Annotated in this window: 17 protein-coding genes, 1 pseudogene and 2 other annotated features; of the genes and pseudogenes, 12 read left to right on the top strand and 6 right to left on the bottom strand. The window is 24.7% G+C overall.

From position 1 onward, the window contains the following. Positions 1–53 precede the first annotated feature (53 nt). The 4 genes and pseudogenes from NX779_RS03235 to NX779_RS03250 form a co-directional block, all read right to left on the bottom strand. Positions 54–1,710: pseudogene (locus NX779_RS03235) on the bottom strand (IS1634 family transposase). A 201-nt stretch (positions 1,711–1,911) separates the two neighbouring features. Next, positions 1,912–2,307 carry an HIT family protein gene (locus tag NX779_RS03240; RefSeq protein WP_259429989.1) on the bottom strand — a complete coding sequence of 132 codons (396 nt, stop codon included), beginning with the start codon at positions 2,305–2,307 and terminating at the stop codon, positions 1,912–1,914. Positions 2,308–2,322: 15 nt separating this feature from the next. Continuing rightward, positions 2,323–4,440 carry a hypothetical protein gene (locus NX779_RS03245; protein ID WP_259429990.1) on the bottom strand — a complete coding sequence of 706 codons (2,118 nt, stop codon included), beginning with the start codon at positions 4,438–4,440 and terminating at the stop codon, positions 2,323–2,325. A 1-nt stretch (position 4,441) separates the two neighbouring features. Further along, positions 4,442–7,210, bottom strand: a complete 2,769-nt coding sequence (locus NX779_RS03250; protein WP_259429991.1) for a lipoprotein — start codon at positions 7,208–7,210, stop codon at positions 4,442–4,444. A gap of 161 nt (positions 7,211–7,371) precedes the next feature. On the opposite strand from NX779_RS03250, the gene NX779_RS03255 reads away from it, so the two are divergent. Genes NX779_RS03255 through NX779_RS03270 form a run of 4 tightly spaced genes read left to right on the top strand, consistent with a single transcriptional unit; the run spans position 7,372 to position 10,925 of the window. Further along, a complete protein-coding gene (locus NX779_RS03255; protein WP_259429992.1) occupies positions 7,372–8,607 on the top strand; it encodes an aminotransferase class V-fold PLP-dependent enzyme in 1,236 nt (411 codons plus the stop codon). Positions 8,608–8,609: 2 nt separating this feature from the next. Continuing rightward, positions 8,610–9,047: an iron-sulfur cluster assembly scaffold protein gene (locus NX779_RS03260; RefSeq protein ID WP_259429993.1), complete on the top strand. Its 438-nt coding sequence runs from the start codon at positions 8,610–8,612 to the stop codon at positions 9,045–9,047. Next, complete coding sequence (locus tag NX779_RS03265; protein WP_259429994.1) at positions 9,040–9,597, top strand: 5-formyltetrahydrofolate cyclo-ligase; 558 nt, start codon at positions 9,040–9,042, stop codon at positions 9,595–9,597. The genes NX779_RS03260 and NX779_RS03265 overlap by 8 nt, the downstream gene beginning before the upstream one ends. Positions 9,598–9,641: 44 nt before the next feature. Then, positions 9,642–10,925: a glucose-6-phosphate isomerase gene (locus tag NX779_RS03270; RefSeq protein WP_259429995.1), complete on the top strand. Its 1,284-nt coding sequence runs from the start codon at positions 9,642–9,644 to the stop codon at positions 10,923–10,925. Positions 10,926–11,056: 131 nt separating this feature from the next. Here the strand turns inward: NX779_RS03270 and NX779_RS03275 are convergent, their stop codons facing one another. After that, positions 11,057–12,310 carry an ATP-binding protein gene (locus tag NX779_RS03275; protein WP_375162443.1) on the bottom strand — a complete coding sequence of 418 codons (1,254 nt, stop codon included), beginning with the start codon at positions 12,308–12,310 and terminating at the stop codon, positions 11,057–11,059. 188 nt (positions 12,311–12,498) lie between these two features. Next, on the bottom strand, positions 12,499–13,782 hold the full coding sequence (locus tag NX779_RS03280; RefSeq protein WP_259429996.1) for a DNA recombination protein RmuC: 1,284 nt from the start codon (positions 13,780–13,782) through the stop codon (positions 12,499–12,501). A 124-nt stretch (positions 13,783–13,906) separates the two neighbouring features. On the opposite strand from NX779_RS03280, the gene rsmI reads away from it, so the two are divergent. The 8 genes from rsmI (at position 13,907) to ileS (ending at position 21,355) form a co-directional block, all read left to right on the top strand. Next, a complete protein-coding gene (gene rsmI / locus NX779_RS03285) occupies positions 13,907–14,800 on the top strand; it encodes a 16S rRNA (cytidine(1402)-2'-O)-methyltransferase (RefSeq protein WP_259429997.1) in 894 nt (297 codons plus the stop codon). Between the two features lie 24 nt (positions 14,801–14,824). Continuing rightward, positions 14,825–15,232: a hypothetical protein gene (locus NX779_RS03290; RefSeq protein ID WP_259429998.1), complete on the top strand. Its 408-nt coding sequence runs from the start codon at positions 14,825–14,827 to the stop codon at positions 15,230–15,232. A 110-nt stretch (positions 15,233–15,342) separates the two neighbouring features. Further along, positions 15,343–15,419 (top strand) — a sequence feature (ribosomal protein L21 leader region). 7 nt (positions 15,420–15,426) lie between these two features. Then, positions 15,427–15,729, top strand: a complete 303-nt coding sequence (gene rplU, locus NX779_RS03295) for a 50S ribosomal protein L21 (RefSeq protein ID WP_004429818.1) — start codon at positions 15,427–15,429, stop codon at positions 15,727–15,729. A gap of 2 nt (positions 15,730–15,731) precedes the next feature. Further along, the gene (locus NX779_RS03300; RefSeq protein WP_042733400.1) at positions 15,732–16,046 is read left to right on the top strand and encodes a ribosomal-processing cysteine protease Prp; all 315 of its coding nucleotides are present in this window, start codon (positions 15,732–15,734) and stop codon (positions 16,044–16,046) included. A 7-nt stretch (positions 16,047–16,053) separates the two neighbouring features. After that, positions 16,054–16,344, top strand: coding sequence for a 50S ribosomal protein L27 (gene rpmA / locus NX779_RS03305; RefSeq protein ID WP_004429822.1), 291 nt, complete (start codon positions 16,054–16,056; stop codon positions 16,342–16,344). Positions 16,345–16,408: 64 nt separating this feature from the next. After that, a complete protein-coding gene (locus NX779_RS03310; RefSeq protein WP_259429999.1) occupies positions 16,409–17,275 on the top strand; it encodes a J domain-containing protein in 867 nt (288 codons plus the stop codon). Between the two features lie 76 nt (positions 17,276–17,351). Further along, positions 17,352–18,344, top strand: coding sequence for an alpha/beta hydrolase (locus NX779_RS03315; protein WP_259430580.1), 993 nt, complete (start codon positions 17,352–17,354; stop codon positions 18,342–18,344). 16 nt (positions 18,345–18,360) lie between these two features. After that, positions 18,361–18,585, top strand: a binding site (T-box leader). 37 nt (positions 18,586–18,622) lie between these two features. After that, positions 18,623–21,355: an isoleucine--tRNA ligase gene (gene ileS, locus NX779_RS03320; protein ID WP_259430000.1), complete on the top strand. Its 2,733-nt coding sequence runs from the start codon at positions 18,623–18,625 to the stop codon at positions 21,353–21,355. Positions 21,356–21,357 lie beyond the last annotated feature (2 nt).

A 21,357-nucleotide genomic window follows, 5' to 3' on the forward strand; every position in this document is an offset into this window, starting at 1 on the left:
TTAAGCATAAAATAACAGTTTAAACTTATAAACCTAAATTTATAAGCCAACTGTTATTTTTTTAAAACTTCTAAAATAGTGTGATAAGTATCTCAACTTTCTTTTAACTCATCATTAAACACTTGTATTGTTTCTGTTTTTTGTTTGTTTACAAATACCTCAATTTCTTTAACATCTTTAATAACGTTAATCATTTTATGTTCAGTAATTCTATCTTTACCTTGTAATTCTAATCTAGAATTTAAAAGATAAATTACATAATTTAAGAACACTAAAGATACAAAACATAGACATATATATCCAACAATATGATTTCATGTTGATAAATACATCGGACGAAGTGACAATTTACCTTTTAATGTTTTAAAATTAGATTCAATTTGTCACTGTTTCGAATATAGATTTACAATATCAACTACAGATAAATCAGTTCTATTTGTTTCATAAACATAATATCCATCGTATTTTTCATCTTCTTGTATTTTAGCTAAATCCAATTCATAAAAAGCACCTTTATTTATAGGTTTGAAAAACTTATATTTTTTTGAACCAGCTAAATTTTCATAAGAAACTAGATTATCTTTGTTCATCTTTTTATGAAATTTTGAACTAAGATATCTCTATCATTTTTGTCTTTTATTGCACGTTTTTACTATAAGTTATTATTTGTTTTCTGAAATGACCGTTTGGTCGTTTTTTGTTGTAAAAGAAGCTATATCACGAACTTTGTATTTAAAAGATCCATCATTTATATAATCTTTTTCATCTAAAACGTATTCTTTAAATTGTTTGCTACCAGCTTTCATTCTATAAGAAATTATGTAATTTCAATTTTTAGATTCTAAGAATCTAATGTTTTTGTTAATGCTCATACCTTTATCAGCGATGATAGTTACTGTGTTTATTTCATAAAGGTTCGCAATTTCTAGCATAAAAGGGATAAATGTATTTGAATCAGCACTATTTCCAGGAAAAACTTTGTAATGTAATGGAATTCCATTTTCATCAGTTGCCATTCCTATTACAATTTGATCTTCTTTGAATTTTCCATCTTTTGAATAACCAGGTTTTTAAAACCTTCTCTTGAGAATGTTTCAAAATATGCGGTTGTTGCATCAAATCACAATACATCAATTTTTCTGTTTGTGTTATCGCAAATTTTCTTGTTTAAGTTTTTAAAATCTCATCTTTGTTTTTTGCAATGTAATCTAATGATCTATAAAATGAATTTTTTGAATGAGTATCAATTCTTTCTTTTTTATTGTTTTGTAAGTGTTAAATACGCTAATTGGATTTTTAATTCTTTGATAAATTAACTGCATAATAACATCTTTTAGTGTTGTTGATCTTGTAGTAGAGCAATTATCGAAAATATCGAAATAATCAAAGAGTTTTTCAATAATCTCGTAACCTTTATACCTTTCTATAACCTCTTTTTTCAGCGATTTTTTCTCTTTGAAAATTTCATCTAACTTTGTCTTAGCTTGTTCTTTTGTTCAAGATAGCGGGAAGTTTGCAATAACTGCTTTAATCACACTTAGTGGATCATCGTGATATTCTTTCAATTCATGTAAATAACCATAACCAAATCTGAATTCATACCCCTTGTTATCTCTTCTTGGCACCCCAATTGATAAATATTCACCCTTTTTAACTCTTGCTATTGATGTTCTTTCATTGTCTTTTTGTATCTTTTCTTGACTTTTTCATATTTGTATTATATCATATTTAAGCATAAAAGTATAGATATTTATATTTTTTTATAAAAAAATATAGCTACTAAAAACGTGCTGTTTTTGTAGCTAAGTGGGAAACGTAGGAAGAAAAATGAATAGAAGTATTTACAATTAAAATTGTTTAAAAGCGCAAAAAAAACACCTCAAAAGCATGAGGTGTTTTAATGTAATTTAATTATTTAAGAGATTCATAAACAGACTTAACATCTTTAGTTTCAACTTTATTTGCACTTAAGATGAAACCTTCATTTTCTTTATATTTAGGAATAATGTGTTCGTGATAGTGAAATACTGATTGACCAGCAATTGCTTCTTGATTTGATAAGTAATTAAATGCTTGAACATTTAATTTATCCTTTAAAATTTGAACTATTTGTTTTTTAGCAATAGCTACTTCTTTTAAATAGTTATCATCACATTCACTGAAGTTTTTGAAATGTTTTTTAGGAATAACTATACAATGACCTTCGCTTGCTGGTTGTATATCTAAGAATGCAAACACATTATCATTTTCATAAACTTTATATGAAGGAATTTCGTTGTTTATTATTTTACAGAATATGCAATCCATAATTTATACCTCTTATTAGTCAAATGTTACTTCATCATCACGTATGAATTTTTTAATTTCTTTAAATAATTCTTCATATTTAACACTATCTGATTTTAGATATTGACTGTATAATTCAGTTTTAGCTGAGTTTTTAACATCATCATTATTTGAGATAATTGATTTTAATTGATCTAATAATGTTTGTTTATTTTCAACAGATAAACTTAAAACGTCAGCTGAACTTTTATCTGAGTTAAATCAATCAAAAATTGAGTTTTGTTTATCTAAAACGTCTCTATAGTTTTTAATGTTGTAATCATAAGTTATAAATGAGTTTGCAAAGTTAGCATCAACACTACTAAATAACTCTTTATTATTGTTATTCTTGTCACTTAATTTTTTAGTTACATCTAAAGTTTTATATTCAGATTTTTCAACTTTTTTAAGTGTAATAGTTTTTTCATCTTTGTTATTGTAAATAACTTTGATTTTACCTTCTGCTTGACCGTTTTTTAATTTAACGTATCATTTTTTATCTTTATGAGCTATTTCAACATTATTTGCATCAGCGTTAGGGATATCACTTATTATAACTTCTTCTGCATTGTTATTTTTATTAGTAATATCAAATTTTTGACTCATATCTGTTCAAGTATTTTCTAATACGTTTAAATTGTATTGATCTTTATCTTTTTTAATTTGAATATCACTTGTTGAGAAAACATCATTTAGATAAATTGGTAATACAAATACAACATCTTTGTTACCTTTTACATCTGAATCATAACCTTTACCATTATTTGTTAATACCATAGGTGTATTAGTTTTTGATACTTCTTTTTTAGCATCATCAGATATTTTTAAATCTCCATTTAAACTTTTAACAGTATCTTTATCATTTTGAACAAATCCATTAAATCCTGACATAGCTAAGAATGGATCTGATCCTTGTTTACTTTCGTTTTGGATATTTAAACCTTTATTACCTTCAGCTGAGTTATCTGTTGTGATTGTGTTGTAAATAGATTTTAATTGTATTTTGTTATTTTTTAATTTTGGACCAACTGCAAATTTGTCATTAATTAATTTATCTATTTGACCTATATTTTTTTCTTCAGTTGATAATGATCAAACCATTTTAATGTTAGAAATTGTATTAGATTGTTGGTTGAAATTTGTTTGAATATTACTAATTAATTGGTTAGTAACGTTTAATACAAGTTTTCTTGATGATGCTGTTGAGTTATCAAAAATATCATCATATAATTTTGCATCTAAGTATGAACTACCTAATAAGTTTGAGAATAATTTTGATTCAATTTTAGTTTTAAAGTAATAAGCGAATCTGTGTTTGATAATTCCTTCACCATTTGTTTCAAATGTTTTATTTTCTTCATTTGTATATCATGTGATTGAACTTTCAGAGTCACCTTTACCATTTTTATCAACACTATTTGTATTTGTAATATAGTCTTGATTTTTAGATTTTTCATTATCTAAAATACCAATTCTAAAGTTTTTTCCTAAGTTAGTTAATAGTTCAATAGAAGGAATTTGATAAATACTTATTTTTGATCCAGAGTTAAGAACATCAAATTCTCCTGTCATTTGTCATCTTAATCATTTATCATTTTCTGATTTGAAATATATAGCATATTTACCAGCTTGTTCTTTACCATTAACTTTTAGTTTAATTGGATTTAATGGGTGAATTTTATCTCTATAAGTTTTATCAGTTTCATCAATATCAGCACCTGATTCAATTCTTTTTGTTGTATATTCATTAAATAAATTGAATGTTGCTAAGTTAGATAAAACTTCTTTATTTCTTTCAAATCCAGCGTTATCAGAATCACCAGTTAAACCAAGATTATTGTTTAGATTGATTATAGAACTCTTGTAGTTAGCTGCTGAAATTCTTTCATTCATCATATCAATAATTCTATTTTTATAATCAATATCTTTATAGAAAATATCTCCATTATCGAATTTGAAGTTTTCGTCGTTTGTTAAACCATAAATAATTTTATTTGCTAATTCATCAGTAATTGTTACGTCTTTAAATCTTTGAACTGAACCACATGAAACAGCAGTAATAGCAGTACCTGAAATAAGAGAAAGAGATGTTATAAAACCTAGTAATTTTTTCATATTATCTTTCCTCCTTTTCACTTTTTACTTCTTGATTTGGGTTAAAAATATCTGAGTTTAACAATGCTTCAAATCTTTTTTTGTTATCTGAAGTTAAATCGATTGCTTGATCTGGAATAAATTCTTCTTTATTAATATCACCTTTAGATTGAGCATCTCAATTTTCTAAGATTGATTTTACTCATTTTTGGTTTTCTGATAAGAATTGTCCAATAGATGCAGTTTTTTCCATTTTTTGTCTATCTAAAATAACTTTTGTTACTAAATGATCAAATTCAGTTTTAACATCTGCACCTAATTTTTTATCGTTATTAGGTTCAACACTTTCTTCAGCAGGAATTTTAATTATTTTATTTATAATTTCATTATTATTAAATACTTTTGAGAATAATCCTAATAATCAACTTGCTTGTGAACCTAAATTTTTATCTGATGAATCAGTTGATTTAGACGCTTCATTTAAGATGTTTGTATTATAGAATGTTTTAGTTTTTGTATTGTCAATTAAAGAAGTGTTAACTAAGAATCTTTCGTAATTGTTTTTAATATTGTTATTTAAGTGTTCAATTTCTACTCCCATGTTTGAAACGGCTATAGAATTTTTCTTATCACTTTCAGATCAATCTCATACTTTATCTGCAACTTGATTTACAGCTGCGTTTTCAGCAGGAGCTGTTTCTGATTCTCCTAATAATACTTTAGGTTTAGCATCTTTTAACATAGAGTTTACTAAGTAAGGAACTAAATCTTTACCAAATTCTGAAGTATATAGAGAATCTATTTTTTTCAATACTGCTGTTTGTTTATTAATATCAATTTCTTTTTTATCACTAGGTTGAGTATTCATTAATTTGTATCCATCAACTTTAGTAATATGTAATCCATCACCATCAATATAAGCGATTATTCCATTATCTTTATTTAACACAGTAAACATATTTTTATTCATGTTTTTACCGTTGTTATCTGAATCTTTTTCACTTAGTGCTTTTTGGTTTATTTTTTCAAATAATTTAATAACGTTTGCAATAGCAGTTTTTGTTGTGTCACGACCTTCAAGTGCACTAATAATTAAATCTGCTTGACCACTGTTTATACCATATTTAATTAGATCGTTTTTTTCTAGTTGAGCTTCACCATCTCATTTAAAAGTATTAGATTTATTATCTTTTTGATTTGTTATGAAATCATATACTGAGTATTTAGCTACATTAGAAAATGTTGTGTCACTGATTGTTAGTAAGTCTCCAGTTTTATTAATTTTATGATAAGTGTTTTCTTTATCTCATTGAGTTCAATCTTTAAAACTTTTTGCTCCACCGTTAACATCAGCTCTTATAGTACGGTTTGCTCCTCTGAAAATAGTATCAAAACGACTTAATCCAGCTGTATCAGGAATATCATTATCATTTTCTTTTTCATCATCATTTACATAAGCTTGAAGTGTTGCAGCAATACCTTGGAATCTATCTACAAGTTCTTTTGTTAAATCAGTTCCACTAGATGAAATTGGAATTAATGCTTCTAATGTTAATTGTTTTTCAACATCTTCTTTTTTCTTAGAATTTGCAAAATTAAATATTAAGTCTGATACCATTACTGGTTTTTCAGTATTAAAGTAATTATCTATAGAGAATTTTTGTGAATCAGTAATTGAACCAAAGTTTCCTTTAATATCATCTCTTTTTAGATCTTTTCCATTTAAAACAGGAATTTGTTTTACTATTTTAGATCAAGATTGAGGTCTTAAACCTTCAAAGTTTACGAATTTATCTGATCCATCATAGTTATTTGATTGAACATAATTTGAGAATTCGATTATACCTTTATTTGAACTATCATCTTTGTTTGAGAATCTTTTTAAAATAGTTTTAATTCAGTCAACTTTATCTTGTTCATCTTTAATTTTCTTTTGAATTTGTTCTGGTGAACTATAAGTAATTGAAATGTTATCTTTTCCAAATTCAATACCACCAACTGAGTTTACTAAATCTGTAAATGAAGTGATTGATGAATCATTTCAATTCATTTTACCTTCTTCTTTACTAAATGCTTCTTTAACTGCTTTAGCTAAATCATCTAAAGTATTTTTATTTTTATAAACATCAACACCAGCAAACTTTTTAACAATAACATTAATATCTAAATCATTAGTTTGAATACCTTTTCTTCATAATGAATTAGAAATTGTTGAATTGAACATTAAAGTATTTTTTAATCTGATAAAAGCACTATTTGAAGGATCGTTTAAAATGTAGTCTGATAAAAAGGCGTTTTCTAAACTTTCTTGATCTCTTTTAACTCCTTTGAATTTATCTTCTAAGAATTTAATATAGTCTTTGTGTTTATCTTTAAACTCATTATCTCTTTTATCTTTTAAAGCATTATGAGCAAAACTATATAAACTGTTAGCAGTTGTTCCGTCTTTTTTACCTAAAAGATTTTCAAGTTCAGTATTTAAGCTTTCATCTCAACCGCGTTCTTGCGCTTCTTTTCCTGTTGGTAATTTAAATTCTCCTTTTTCAGAAATACCTTTTAAAAGTCCTACAGCTAAAATATTATAAAACTTGTTAATAAACCCTTCGTCTTGATTCACACCATTTCATTCTTTATATCAACTTAATAAAGCTTTTGCATCGATATCAAATTCTCCATTATCTTTAATAAATTGAGAGTTTGTTCGTTCTTCTTCTTTTTTACATGAAACAACTCCTGTCATAGCAGTTGCTGCAAAAGTAAAAGTCGACAGTAATGTTATAAGTTTTTTCATTTATTTAACCTCCTTTGAAATTTAAGCAATACGAAAAACTTCTTTTTATAGAATCATCAATAATTATATAATAATATTATTTTGATAACTATGAAAAATTAAAATTTGTATACAATAAAAAAAGATATAAATTTAAAATATAAATAAATGTAGGTGAAATTATGGATATATTTAAAAATATTAAACAAGAGTTTCCGGTTCTTAATAACAATAAAGAATTAGTTTATTTTGACAGTGGAGCTACAACATTAAAACATCAAAGTGTAATTCAAGCTGAAATGGATTATTTAAATTATATTAGTACTAATCCACACTCAACTGATTATAAATTAGGTTACAAATCAATTGAATTTTTAAATGAAACTAGAAAACTAACTAAAGAATTTATAAATGCTAAAAATGAAAGTGAAATTATTTTTACAAACGGAGCAACTCATGCATTAAATCAAATAGCTTATGGTTTAAGTCATTTATTAAATGAAGGTGATGAAATTCTAACAACTAGTTTAGAGCATTCAGCTAACTTATTACCTTGAGTTAATGTAGCTAAAAAAACTAAAGCAGTTGTTAAACCTTTATTTTTAACTAGTGAGTATGGTATTGATATTGATAAATTAGATCAAGTGATTAATTCAAAAACTAAAATCATTACTTTTGCTCATGTTTCAAACACTACAGGTTATGTAAATGATATTAAAGCTATTATTAAAAAAATTAGAAGCATAAAAGATGATGTAATAGTTGTAGTTGATGCAGCTCAATCAGCAGCTCACGCTAAAATTGATGTAGTTGATTGAGATGTTGATTTTCTAGCAATAGCATCACATAAAATGTATGGACCTTTTGGAGTTGGTGTTTTATATGGTAAATATCACTTATTAGATCAACTAGAACCTATTTTTTATGGTGGAGGAATGAGTTTAGAAATTTCAAAAGATTTTAAAGATTATAAACTAGCAAGTTTACCTAATAAATTAGAAGCAGGAACACCTAATATTTCAGGAATAGTAGCATTTAACCAAGCAATTAAATTTATTACTAGTTTAAATGTTGATAAAATTGCTGAACATGAACATAGTTTAAAAAAATATTTAATAGAACAAATCAAATTAAACGATCTAGATAAATATATTACTTTTTATAATATTAATAATTATTCTCCTTTATTAATATTTAATGTTAGAAATATTAACCCTCAAGATATAGCTCACTTTTTAGATATTAAATATGATATAGCTTCAAGAGCTGGAGCGCATTGTGTTAGAAGATTAGCTGATGTAATTGGAACTGAAATCACTGTTAGAATAACTTTTGGAGTTTATAATACTAAAACTGATGTTGATAAATTAGTAGATGCTTTAAAAAATGCTGATAAATTCTTAGATGCTTTATTTTAGTTATGATAGATATTAATAACGATAGTTTATTAAGACAAATATTAATGAAGCATTTTACTAATTCAGATAATAAAACTTTATTAGATAATCCTAACGCTATTACTAAATTATTAAAATCAAATACATGTGCAGATCAACTAACTATACAAGTATTAATTGAATCAAATATTATTAAATCTATTAGATTTACAGGAAGTGCTTGTGTTGTTGCAACCAGTTCAACTGATATATTAATTAATCAAATTAAAGATAAAACTATTACTGAAAGTCTAGATATTATTTATAAATATAAAGATCTAATTGATAATGGTGATTTAACTAATATTAATGATTTAAATGAACTAGTAGTATTTAAAAATATACATAAACAAAAAAATAGAATATTATGTGCTAGTTTACCTATTAATGGTTTAATAGAAATATTAAAAGATTATGAATAAATTACAATTAAGAAAAATTATGTTAGAAAAAAGAAAAAATTTTTCTAATACATATATAGAGAGTAGTAATTTAATTATTACTAATCAAGTTATTGAATTTATTAAAAATCATAACTTTAAAAATATTTGCATTTATCTTTCTACTAAATATGAAGTTGAAACTAGAAAAATTATTGATTATTGTTTTTTAAATAATATTAAAGTTTTTGTTCCTAAAGTTTTACAAAACAATGATATGGAAATGATTAGATATTTAGATCACGATCATAATAGTTTAAATAAATTTAATATTTATGAACCTAGTAGTGATCAAACAATAAATAGTAGTGATATAGATTGTATTTTTACTCCTCTAGTAGGGTTTGATAAAAATTTAAACCGTATTGGTATGGGTAAAGGTTTTTATGATAAGTTCTTTAATTTAAATAAAAATAACTATTTAAAAGTAGGGTTAAGTTTTGATCAACAACTAATAAGTGATGATATTTTAAAAGATGAACATGATGTTAAATTAGATATTATAATTACAGAAAAATGTATCTATAATTAAATAGTGTAGTAATACGATGAAGATAAAAGAAAGGCAAGTAGAACATGATTAAAGTAAACTTAGATTATGCTGGCTTAGATTTTAATAAAATTGTTGATGAAGATAAAATCAAGCAAGTTCATGAAATGATTGTTAACAAAACTGGAAAAGGAAACGATTTTTTAGGTTGATTGGATTGACCAGAAAATTATGACAAAGCTGAATATGAAAAAATGAAACAAGTTGCTGGTGAACTACGTAGCAAAATTGATACATTAGTAATCATTGGGATTGGTGGATCATATTTAGGAATGCGTGCAGCTGATGAAATGATTCGTGGATTAAAACACAAAGACAAAGTTGAAGTTGTTTACGCAGGACACACTATGAGTTCAACTTATACAGCTCAATTAGTTGAATATTTAAAAGATAAAAACTTCGGAATTTGTGTAATTTCAAAATCAGGAACAACTACTGAACCAGGAGTTGCATTTAGAATTTTAGAACAAGAACTAGTAAATAAAGTTGGAATTGAAAAATCAAAAGAATTAATCGTTGCAGTTACTGATAAACAAAAAGGAGCATTAAAAAAATTAGCTGATGAAAAAGGATATGAAACTTTTGTTATTCCAGATGACATTGGTGGAAGATTCTCAGTTTTAACTCCTGTTGGTATTTTTGGATTATTAGTTGCTGGAATTAATACAGATAATATCTTTAAAGGAGCTAGAAAAGCAAAAGCTGATTTAGTTGCAAACGATTCTTCAAATGAAGCTTACAAATATGCTTTTGTAAGAAATTACTTATACAACCAAGGTTACAGAACTGAAGCATTAGTTACTTATGAATTACAATTACAAATGATAGCTGAATGATGAAAACAATTATTTGGTGAATCAGAAGGAAAAGAATTCAAAGCCTTATACCCAACATCAATGGTATTTTCAACAGATCTTCACTCATTAGGACAATGAGTTCAACAAGGTCCTAGAAATGTTATGTTTGAAACTGTTATTAAAATTAATAAACCAGTTAAAGATATTGACATTTTACCTGATAAAGATAACTATGATGGATTAAACTACTTAGTAGGAAAAAGTTTACATGAAATTAACCAAACTGCTTTAAAAGGAGTAGTTCAAGCTCATGCAGTAACAGGACAAATGCCAAACATTATTTTAGAATTTGAAAAAATGGATGATGAACAATTTGGATACTTAGTTTACTTCTTTGAATTAGCTGTTGCAATGAGTGGATATCTATTAGATGTTAACCCTTTCGATCAACCAGGTGTTGAAGTTTACAAATACAATATGTTTAAACTATTAGATAAACCAGGAGTTAAATAATAGATACATTGTTGTTAAAAAATAAAAAATTGACAGAAATTACTGTCAATTTTTATTTTTATTTTTTAATCATTATATTATAACTTGATGATCGCAAGCATTTTTTGTGTATTTCCACACTTTTTGCTTGTCTAGATTAATTTTAAAACATCTTTTTCCAATAAAAATTGTTTTAAACCTATATATAAAATTCCGTTTTCATCATGTCTTGGAATAATATCTTCATAAACAATTACTATTTTTTTAAAAGAATCATTTATTCTTTTTAATGATGATATTTCTTGTTCTCTTTTTTCAGCAGTGCCTATATTTAATGCTGATTGAATATAGTATCTTTGATGAGCGATATTAACAACAAAATCAACTTCTAGTTGAGATCTTTTTCTTACGTTATTTTCGTTGTATTCATAATTAACAACACCCACATTTACTTCATAACCTCTTTTAATTAGTTCATTATATATTATATTTTCTTGAATAAAACCTTTATCATCATCTCTAAAATTTAATCTAGCATTTCTTAAACCTATATCTGAAAAATAATATTTTAAAGGAGAATCAATAGCTCTTTGTCCTTTAATGTCATATCTTTTACATGAAGAAATTAAAAAAGATTCTTCAAAATAATTTAAATATTTAAAAACTGTTGAATGAGAAATATTTATCTTTTTATTTGAAATCAACATATTTGTTAGTCTTGTTGGATTTGTAAGTGAACCAATAACTGAAGAAATAAAATCTAAAAGAGAATCTAAAACATGAGAATCGTTCATTATTTTATTTCTTTCTATAATATCTTTTATATAAGTTGCTTTAAAAAGATCTTTTAAATATTTACTTTTTTCTTGATGAGTTTTTAAAGAATATACATAAGGTAAACCACCATAAATCATATATTCTTCTAAAGCTAGATATTTGTTTTCATATAATGGAATGATTTCATCATAAGATAAAGGTGAAATATAAATCTCGTCAGCTCTATCTCTAAATTGAGTTAAAACATCAGTTGATAACATTTTAGAATTACTTCCAGTTACATAAACATCAATATTTTCTTTATTATAAAAACTTAATAAAGTATCGACAAAAGTTATTTTATAACTACTATTTTCTACATATGGATTATCAATTTCTTCACACATTTGTATTTCATCAATTAAAATATAGTACTTAGTATTTTCATCAACTATTTGACTAGAAATATATTCATATAAAGTTATTGGATTAGTGTATTTTTTATTTTTAATATTTTCAAAAGAAATAGAAATTATTTGATCTTCTCTTACTTGATTTGATTTTAAATAATTATAAAACGTATTAAAAAGTAGATAAGATTTACCACATCTTCTAATTCCTGTAATAACTTTTATTCTTTTATTATGCATTTTAGATATTAACTTATTAAGATAAAAATCTCTTTTTATATCTATACTCATATAATTCACTCCAAACACAAGCAATTTGCGTGTATTTCCACACTTTTTGCTCGCCTATATTATACTACTTTTTATTTACACAAGCAATTTGCGTGTATTTCCACACTTTTTGCTTATCTAATATATATGAGATAAATCTAATAAAAGACAAGTAAACGATATAAAAAGTCAGAAATAACAATTAACAAATAAAAAAACAGACTTTTGTAGTCTGCTTTAATATCTTCTGTAGATAAATCATTTTCAGTTGTTATTTTTACTTTATTGATATTTTCAATGTTACTAATAATTTTATTTTTAGAAGTTTCTAAATCTTCGAATGCTTCATTTGTATCTTTAACATATTTATCATAAGCTTTTTTTAAAATAGTATTTCTTTTATCTCAACGTTCTAGATCTTTTAAAATTAAATTCATAGTTTTTTGAATTTCATCAATATTTTTTGAAATTTTATAATCTTTAATAGCGATTTGTTGAGCGTGTAACATTACTGGTAAAGTAGTTGGTGAAGTTATTCAAATTCTTTTATCTAAAGCTGATTTATAAACATCTCTAAAATCATTAATAATTAATTCAAAAATCACTTCAGAAGGAATGTACATAATAACACTATCAACTCCTTCTTGTTTGTTAATATATTTACTTGAAAGATCTTTAATTTTTTGATTAATTGAGTCTTTAAATTCTTTTTGAGCTTGTTTATATTCATAAGTTTCTTTTTCACTTGAAAGTAAAATATCAGTTTTTTGTAATGGGAATTTTGAATCAATTGCAATTTTTTTATCATTAATTCCAGTTCTAATAATTGCATCAATTCTAGGTTTTTCACTACCGTTTTTATATTGATATTCTCTTTGTCAAATTCCATCAACTGATTCATCACCTAAAATATTAGTTAGTATTCATTCTAGTGTATATTCACCAATATTTCCTCTTGTTTTACTATTTTTAAAAATAGCAGAAATATCAGCTATTTTATCAGAAGAAGCATTAATATCTTTATTTACTTGTTCTAGTTTAGTTTTACTTTCAATAGCTGTATTATTTAAGATTTTAAATTGTTCATTTAATAACTCTATTGATTTTTTTAACTCTGATTTTTGTTGATTAATTGATTCAGTTAGTTCTTGTTTTTGTTTATCAACAGAATCTTTTAATTCATTTTTTTGTTGATTTACTGAATTTGTTAAATCAGTTTTTTGTTCACCAACTGTTTTTGTTAGATTTTCAAATTTTTCTTTATCAGCTGCTGTTTTAGCTGTTAGATCAGTAATAATTTGTTGTATTTTATTAGTTAATTGACTTTGATCTTGAACTGGATAAGTTTGATTTTTATTTTTAATTAATAAAACTACAATACCTGATAATGCAATTATTAATAAAGCTATTAAAACTATTAATAAAATTTGTGTACTATTCATTTTCTTCTCCTTTTATCTAAATGGTTTTATTTTAATATAAGACGTATTATTCTAAAATAAAATAAACTCAAATCTATTTATAACAATCTTAAGTTAAAATTAAAATAGTTTATAAGGAGAAATTATGATTTTACAAAAAACTTTTAAAAATAATAAACCTACAATTTATTTAATAACAACTCCAATAGGTAATTTAGATGATATTAATAAAAGAAGTTTACAAACATTACAAAATGTTGATTTTATATTTTGTGAAGATACTAGAACTAGTAAAGTTTTATTAGATAAATATAATATTTCAAATAACTTAATTTCTTTTCACATGTACAATGAAGATCAAAGAATTAATCAAATAATAGATCTAGTTAATCAAAATAAAAGTCTAGCTATTATAAGTGATGCAGGAGTTCCTATTATAAGTGATCCAGCAGGATATTTAATTAATCAATTAAAACAGTTAAATATAAATTGTAATATTACTGCAATTGGAACAGGTTCAGCTTATATTCATGCTTTAATTTGTAGTGGTTTTAATAGTAAAACAAATTACTTTTATGGTTTTATTGAAAATAAAAATAAACAATCAAAAATTAAAGAATTAACTAATTTAATTAATAATTATAATGATACTGTCATTAGTTTTTATGAATCAGTTCACAGAATCAAACAAACTGTTGAATGTTTAAATGAAATATTAGATTCAAATCATAAAATAGTTATAGCTAGAGAACTAACTAAAATTAACGAAGAAATTATTTATGGATCAATTAGTGAAATTAATGACTATGTTAATTCAGATGAATTTATTAGTAAAGGTGAATTTGTAATTGTAATTGATAAACAGAATCAAAAATTAATAAATAATGATTATTCAGATCAAGAAATTATTAAATTAATTGATGATGAAATGAATTTAAATGATATTAAGTTAAAAAAAGCTTGTGAGATAATTAGTCAAAAAACAAATAAATCAAAAAATGAGTTATATAACATGTACATTTTAAATAAAACTTCCTAATACATTAATAGGAGGTAAATATGAATGAAAGAAATAAAAATAGAAAATACAAAAGAAATTATTGCTGGAGCTGGTTTAAATATTACTGGTGCTCTTTTAGAGGGTGCTGCAAAACTTGTTACAAGTGTTTCTAATAGTTATATTGGTCTGTTTGATACTATATCATCAACAGTTGTATCAATGTTTGTTATGGCATCAAATCCAGCTAAAGCTGAATTTAAATTTGGAAACAATTTAATAAAAGTAGATAATACTAAAAAAATTGATTATCAAATAGAAAAATTAAAATATGATTCTATGCAATCTCGTTATCCTGTTTTAGAATTAGGATCAGGTAAAAGCGTGCAAAAAATTGCTATTCCAAATAATTTTGGTGATTATAGTGTTGATTCAATTGCTCAATACTCATTTGACGATCAAGGAATTTTTTAGTTTAATTTAGCTTTAACACTTTTTAAAAACTTAATTAGAAAACAAAACTTTCTTAAATTGTAATCATATATTGAAATGATTAATTATATGTAGTAATATCTTTATGTTGAAAAAAGTTTCAACCGCTCTTTTTGTATGTCTTAAAAGAAGTTCACACTCACATACAGAGGCGAGTCTAGACTGGAGGAAGAAAGATGTTTGCAATCATTAAAACTGGTGGAAAACAAATTAAAGTTGAACCAGGACAAGAAATCTTCATCGAAAAAATCGAAGGTGAAGTTGATGCAAAAGTTGTATTTGATCAAGTATTAATGATCGATGGAACAGTTGGTAACCCAACAATCGCTGGAGCTAAAGTTTCAGGAACTATCGTAAAACAAGGAAAAGGTAAAAAAATCCGTGTTGTTAGATATCATCCAAAGAAAAACGTTAATAAAATTTACGGTCACAGACAACCTTTTACAAAAGTAAAAATTGATGAAATTACTACTAAATAATTATGATAAAGATAGTAATTAAATATAATGATAAAAATATCGAACAATTTAATATAAGTGGTCATGCAAATGCCGGACCTTATGGTCAAGATCTTGTGTGTGCTGCAATTACAGGAATTGTTAGTGGTGCTTTAAATGCACTTGATATTAATTATCGTGACAAGGTGAGGTTGGAAGTTTTAGATAATGAAGTTATTATTCAAGCACTTGACTTAAATGATAAATATCTACAAACTATGTTGAATATGTTAAAAATACAAATTCATACAATAACAACTCAATATCCTAAAAATACACAGTTTAAGGAGGTAAGTTAATATGAATATGCGTTTCTTATTAGGTTTACAGTTCTTTGCTTCTAAAAAGGGAGTAGGGTCAACTAAAAACGGACGTGACTCTGAATCAAAACGTTTAGGTGCTAAAAAATCAGACGGACAATTTACTAACGCTGGTTCAATTATTTTTAGACAAAGAGGAACAAAAATCCACCCAGGTAACAACGTAGGACGTGGTGGAGATGACACTCTATTTGCTTTAACTTCAGGAATCGTTAAATACGAAAGATTCGGAAAAAACCGTACTAGAGTTAGTGTTATAGCTAAAGAAACTAATTAATTTCAAAAGTTCTCAAATATGAGAACTTTTTATTATAATTTTATTTATACAGGAGAAAAACGACATGATGATTGTATTTTTAATATCGCTTTTAGTGATTTGGATTTTGTTTTTCACATTTGTTGTTGTGTTTAGATACCTATTAAATAGAAAAGATCAAAAAACAAAAGAATCAAATAGTGAAATTGATAAAATTTTTATTCAAAATAGAAGAAGTTGAATCATTGATAATAAAACAATCATTTTAATAAAAGAATACGATTATTATGAAAACTTTAACCGAATTCCATTTTTTGGTGAATACAAAGAAACTAAAAAATTTTTAGAAAATGCAAAAGTTCGTTTTACTTCTACTGAAAAACTTATTAATAATTTAAAATCTAGTGAAAATCAATTATTATTAAACTTTTTACATTGTGAAAAATTATTATTATTTGCTTTTGATGAACTAAATTTAGAATATAACAAAGAAAGTGTTTTATTTTTATCTAAATACTATAAACAATATTGAACTATCTTTAGAGAATTAATGGTAAACGATTTTGTTGAAAATATTTTAAAAAATGAAATTTCATGTGCTATTAAAAATATTTCATGTGATGTGGAAGATGAAATTAAAAAGATTAATGATACTTTATTAGAACAAACTTTAAACTTAATTAAACAATTAAAAATTGATATTTATCAAGCTGATCTAACAATCAAAAAACGTTCTAAAAAGAAAATTTTTTCAAAGAAATTTAATATAGTAAATCAATCTTATGCTTTATTAGAAATCAGTACTTTATCAAAAACTAAAAATATTAAAAAAGCTTATAAAAGTATTTTAAAAAGATATAATCCTAACTTTAAACAAGAATATGCTTACAATAAAACAGAAATTAATAAAGTTTATGATTTTATAAAAAGACTTAAATCAATTACAAATTAAAATAATATGATATTAAGTTTGTATTTTATAATTAAATATATAGAAAATAGAAAGTTATAAAAAGATGAAAAAAGAGATAACTAGTCAATATTCAAGTATTGCTTTAGCGATGATAACGATGTGAAATTCTAAATTCTCAAAAACTATTTATAAAAGAGAAGATGGATTTTCAGTTAATTTCAATCCTATTAAAGCTTTTTCTTGATTAAATCCAACAAATAGAAATTCAAATAAAAAATTAAAAATTAAAGAATATAAAACTCCAACTATTAATTTTTTTACTAATTCATTTGACGGAACTAGAATTGCTGGAAGTATATGATTAAATTCAAAACAATCTGATAAATGAGTTGTTGGTGTTCATGGTTATAATTCTAATAGAGTAGAGGTTTTATATTTATTATGACACTATCGTCAATTAGGTTATAACATCATTACTTTTGATTTTAGAAATCATGGTGTAAGCGAAGGAAAAGTTACTACTTGAGGTTATCAAGAAAAAGGTGATTTAATCACTATTATTAAGTGATTAATTCAAAAATATAACGTTTCAACATTAGGATTAGTTGGAACTAGTATGGGTGCATTTACAATTAATTACTTTTTATTAACTGAACCTGATTTAATTAAAAAAGCAAACATTAAATGAGCGATCTCAGATTCATCTTATATGTCAGTTAAACATTTATTAAAAAAAATGGTTACTAATAATACTCCTAAGTTTTTACAAGGTTTAGGAAATGATATTTTAAAAGATATTTTAAAAGTTTATAAACAAGAATATAAAGTTAATTTAAGTGATTTAAACTTTAGAGAGTTAATTCAAACTTCAAATAAATACATACCAGTTTTATATTTCCACAACAGATATGATAAAGTTACTAATTATTTAGATAGTGTTAGAATGTGTAAGATTAAAAATAATATTGAACAAGCTAATGAAAATAAAGTAACAATTTATGATCAAGGTGTTCATCATACAAAATCAATTATTGAATTTGAAAATGATTACATAGCTAGAAGCTTGAAATTTGTTAGAAGTCATGAAAATAGTGGAAAAAACAATTAAAATAATATAGAATAAAATAAATAAAATTAAAAGACAAGTTTTATAAAATTAACTTTTTCAGAGAGCTAATGTGTGGTGTGAATTAGTAAAGTGTTTTATAAAATATCACTTTTTCTTACCGAAAAAGAACGGCATTCAGCTTAGTAGAATTTCGCGGTGGAACCGTTAATACCAACAGAGATGGATCATAGTATATTTTATGATTTAATTAGGATGGCACCGCGGTTTAATCGCTCCTTAGATAGGGCGATTTTTATTTTTAAGAAAGGATTATATTTATGGCTAATAAATTCAAAGATACATTATTAATTGGACAAACTTCTTTTGATATGAGAGCTGGTTTAAAAGATAAAGAACCTGTTTTTGAAAAATTCTGAGAAGAAAATAAAATTTATGACAAAAAAATGCAACTAAACAAAGATCTACCTAAATTTGTTTTACATGATGGTCCACCATATGCGAATGGAGATCTACACATTGGTCATGCATTAAATAAAACTTTAAAAGATATCATCATTAGATTTAAAAATGCAACAGGTTATTATGCTCCTTTTATTATGGGATGAGATACTCATGGTCTACCTATCGAAACTGCTGTTACTAAAACTGGTGTTGATCGTAAAAGTATGGATAAAATTGAGTTTAGAAAATTATGTGAAAAATATGCTTTAGATCAAGTTAAAAATCAAGCAAGTCAATTTAAACGTTTAGGTATGTTTACTGATTATGATGTTAAATATGTTACTTTAACTCATGATTTTGAAATGAGTGAATTAAGATTATTTCAAAAAATGTATGAAAAAGGATTAATTTATAAAGCATTAAAACCAATTTACTGATCTCCATCAAGTGAATCAGCATTAGCAGATTCTGAAATTGAATATAAAGATGTTAAATCACCAACTGTTTATGTAGCTTGTGATATTGTAAATTCTGATAAATTTGATTCAGAAACTAAACTAGTGATTTGAACAACAACACCTTGAACTTTACCTTCAAACCAATTAATCGCAGTTGGAGAAAATATTAAATATAGTGTTGTTAAACCTGAAAATGATGATAGAAAATTTGTTATAGCTTCAGAATTAGTTGAAAAAGCAAGTCAAGAAATTGGATGAGAAAATGTTAGTGTTTTAAATGAAGTTGATGGTTCATATTTAGTTGATACACAATACGTTCATCCTTTATATGATCAAAAAATTAGTAAAGTTGTTTTAGGTCATCACGTAACTAGTGAATCTGGAACTGGTATGGTTCATATTGCTGGTGGATTTGGTGAAGATGATTATTTAATTGTAAAACAACACAAAATCGAACCATTTGCTCCAATTAATAATCAAGGTAAATTTACTGAAGAAATTAATCATTTAGATCCTGAATTAGTTGGTATGTTTTATGATGATACAAACAAAATCATCACAACAAGATTAGCAAATAAAAACAACTTATTAAAACTAAAATTTGTAACTCACTCATATCCTCATGACTGAAGAACTAAAAAACCAGTTATTTATAGATGTACATTACAATGATTTGTTAATTTAGCACCAGTTAAAGATGAAATTTTAAAAAATGTTAATGAAATTGAAACTCATCCAAAATGAGCAAAAAGACGTCTATATCAAGTTTTAGAAGAAAGAACAGATTGAACTATTTCAAGACAAAGATTATGAGGAGTTCCAATTGTTGCATTTTATGATCAAAATGATAATTTAGTTTTAAATAATGAAATTTTACAATATGCAATTAATAAAATTGATGAATTAGGAACTCATGCTTGATTCAATGATGATGCTGATATTTTCTTACCTGATGAATACAAAAATAAAAACTTGAAAAAAGAAAAAGATATTTTAGATGTTTGATTTGATTCGGGATCAAGTGCAATTGCTATGATTGAAAGATTTAAAGAATTAGATCTACCATTTGATATGTATTTAGAAGGAAATGATCAATACAGAGGATGATTTAATGCTTCAATGATTAACTCAACTATTTATATGTCAAAATCTCCTTATAAAAAATTAGTTTCTCACGGTATGACAACTGATGAAAAAGGAAACAAAATGTCTAAGTCATTAGGAAACGGTGTTGATCCAATTCAATTTTCAAATGATCTAGGTGCTGATATTTTAAGATTATGAGTAAGTTCAACTGATTTTACTGATGATCAAAAAATTGGTCCTGAAATTATTAAACAAATTAGTGAATCATATAGAAAAATCCGTAACACAATTAGATTTATTTTAGCTAATTTACATGATTTTGATCCATTAAAAGATTATCAAAATGATTTAGAAGAAGTTGATAAATACAGTTTAGCTAACTTAACTCAATTTAAAGATAAAGCAAATGATTTTTATCAAAACTTACAATTTAACCAAGTTTATAATTTAACAATGAATTATGTAACTAAAAACCTATCATCATTCTATTTAGATTTCATTAAAGATATTTTATATATTCATGCTAAAAATTCAAAAAGAAGAAGACAAGTTCAAACTGTTTTATATGAACAATTATGATGCTTAATTGATGTTTTACGTCCTATTTTAGTTCATACAATTGAAGAAGCATACCAATCATTAAACATTTCAGATAAACAATTATCAGTTCACTTATTAAATAATAGAGAGCAAAAATTTGATCAAAACCAAGAATTTATTAGCAAATGAGAAAGTCTAATGAATTTACGTGATGATGTAAATAAAGCATTAGAAATTGCAAGAGAAAATAAAACAATCAACAAAGGTTTTGAAGCTATTGTAACAATTAAACTAAATGATGAATTTAAACATTTATCAGATCAAAAAGATCTAGCTCAAATCTTTATTGTAAATTCAATTAATTTTGTTGATCAAACTAATAATGAATTTATTAGCTGTAATTTAAGTGAAATTAAAGTTGAACAAAAACAAGGTATGAAATGCCAAAGATGTTGACAAATATTTGATAATTTAATTGATGATGAAATTTGTTTAGAATGTGACAAAGTAGTTAAAAGTTTATAGTG

Source organism: Mycoplasma cottewii (assembly GCF_024918975.1).
Classification (GTDB): domain Bacteria; phylum Bacillota_I; class Bacilli_A; order Mycoplasmatales; family Mycoplasmataceae; genus Mycoplasma; species Mycoplasma cottewii.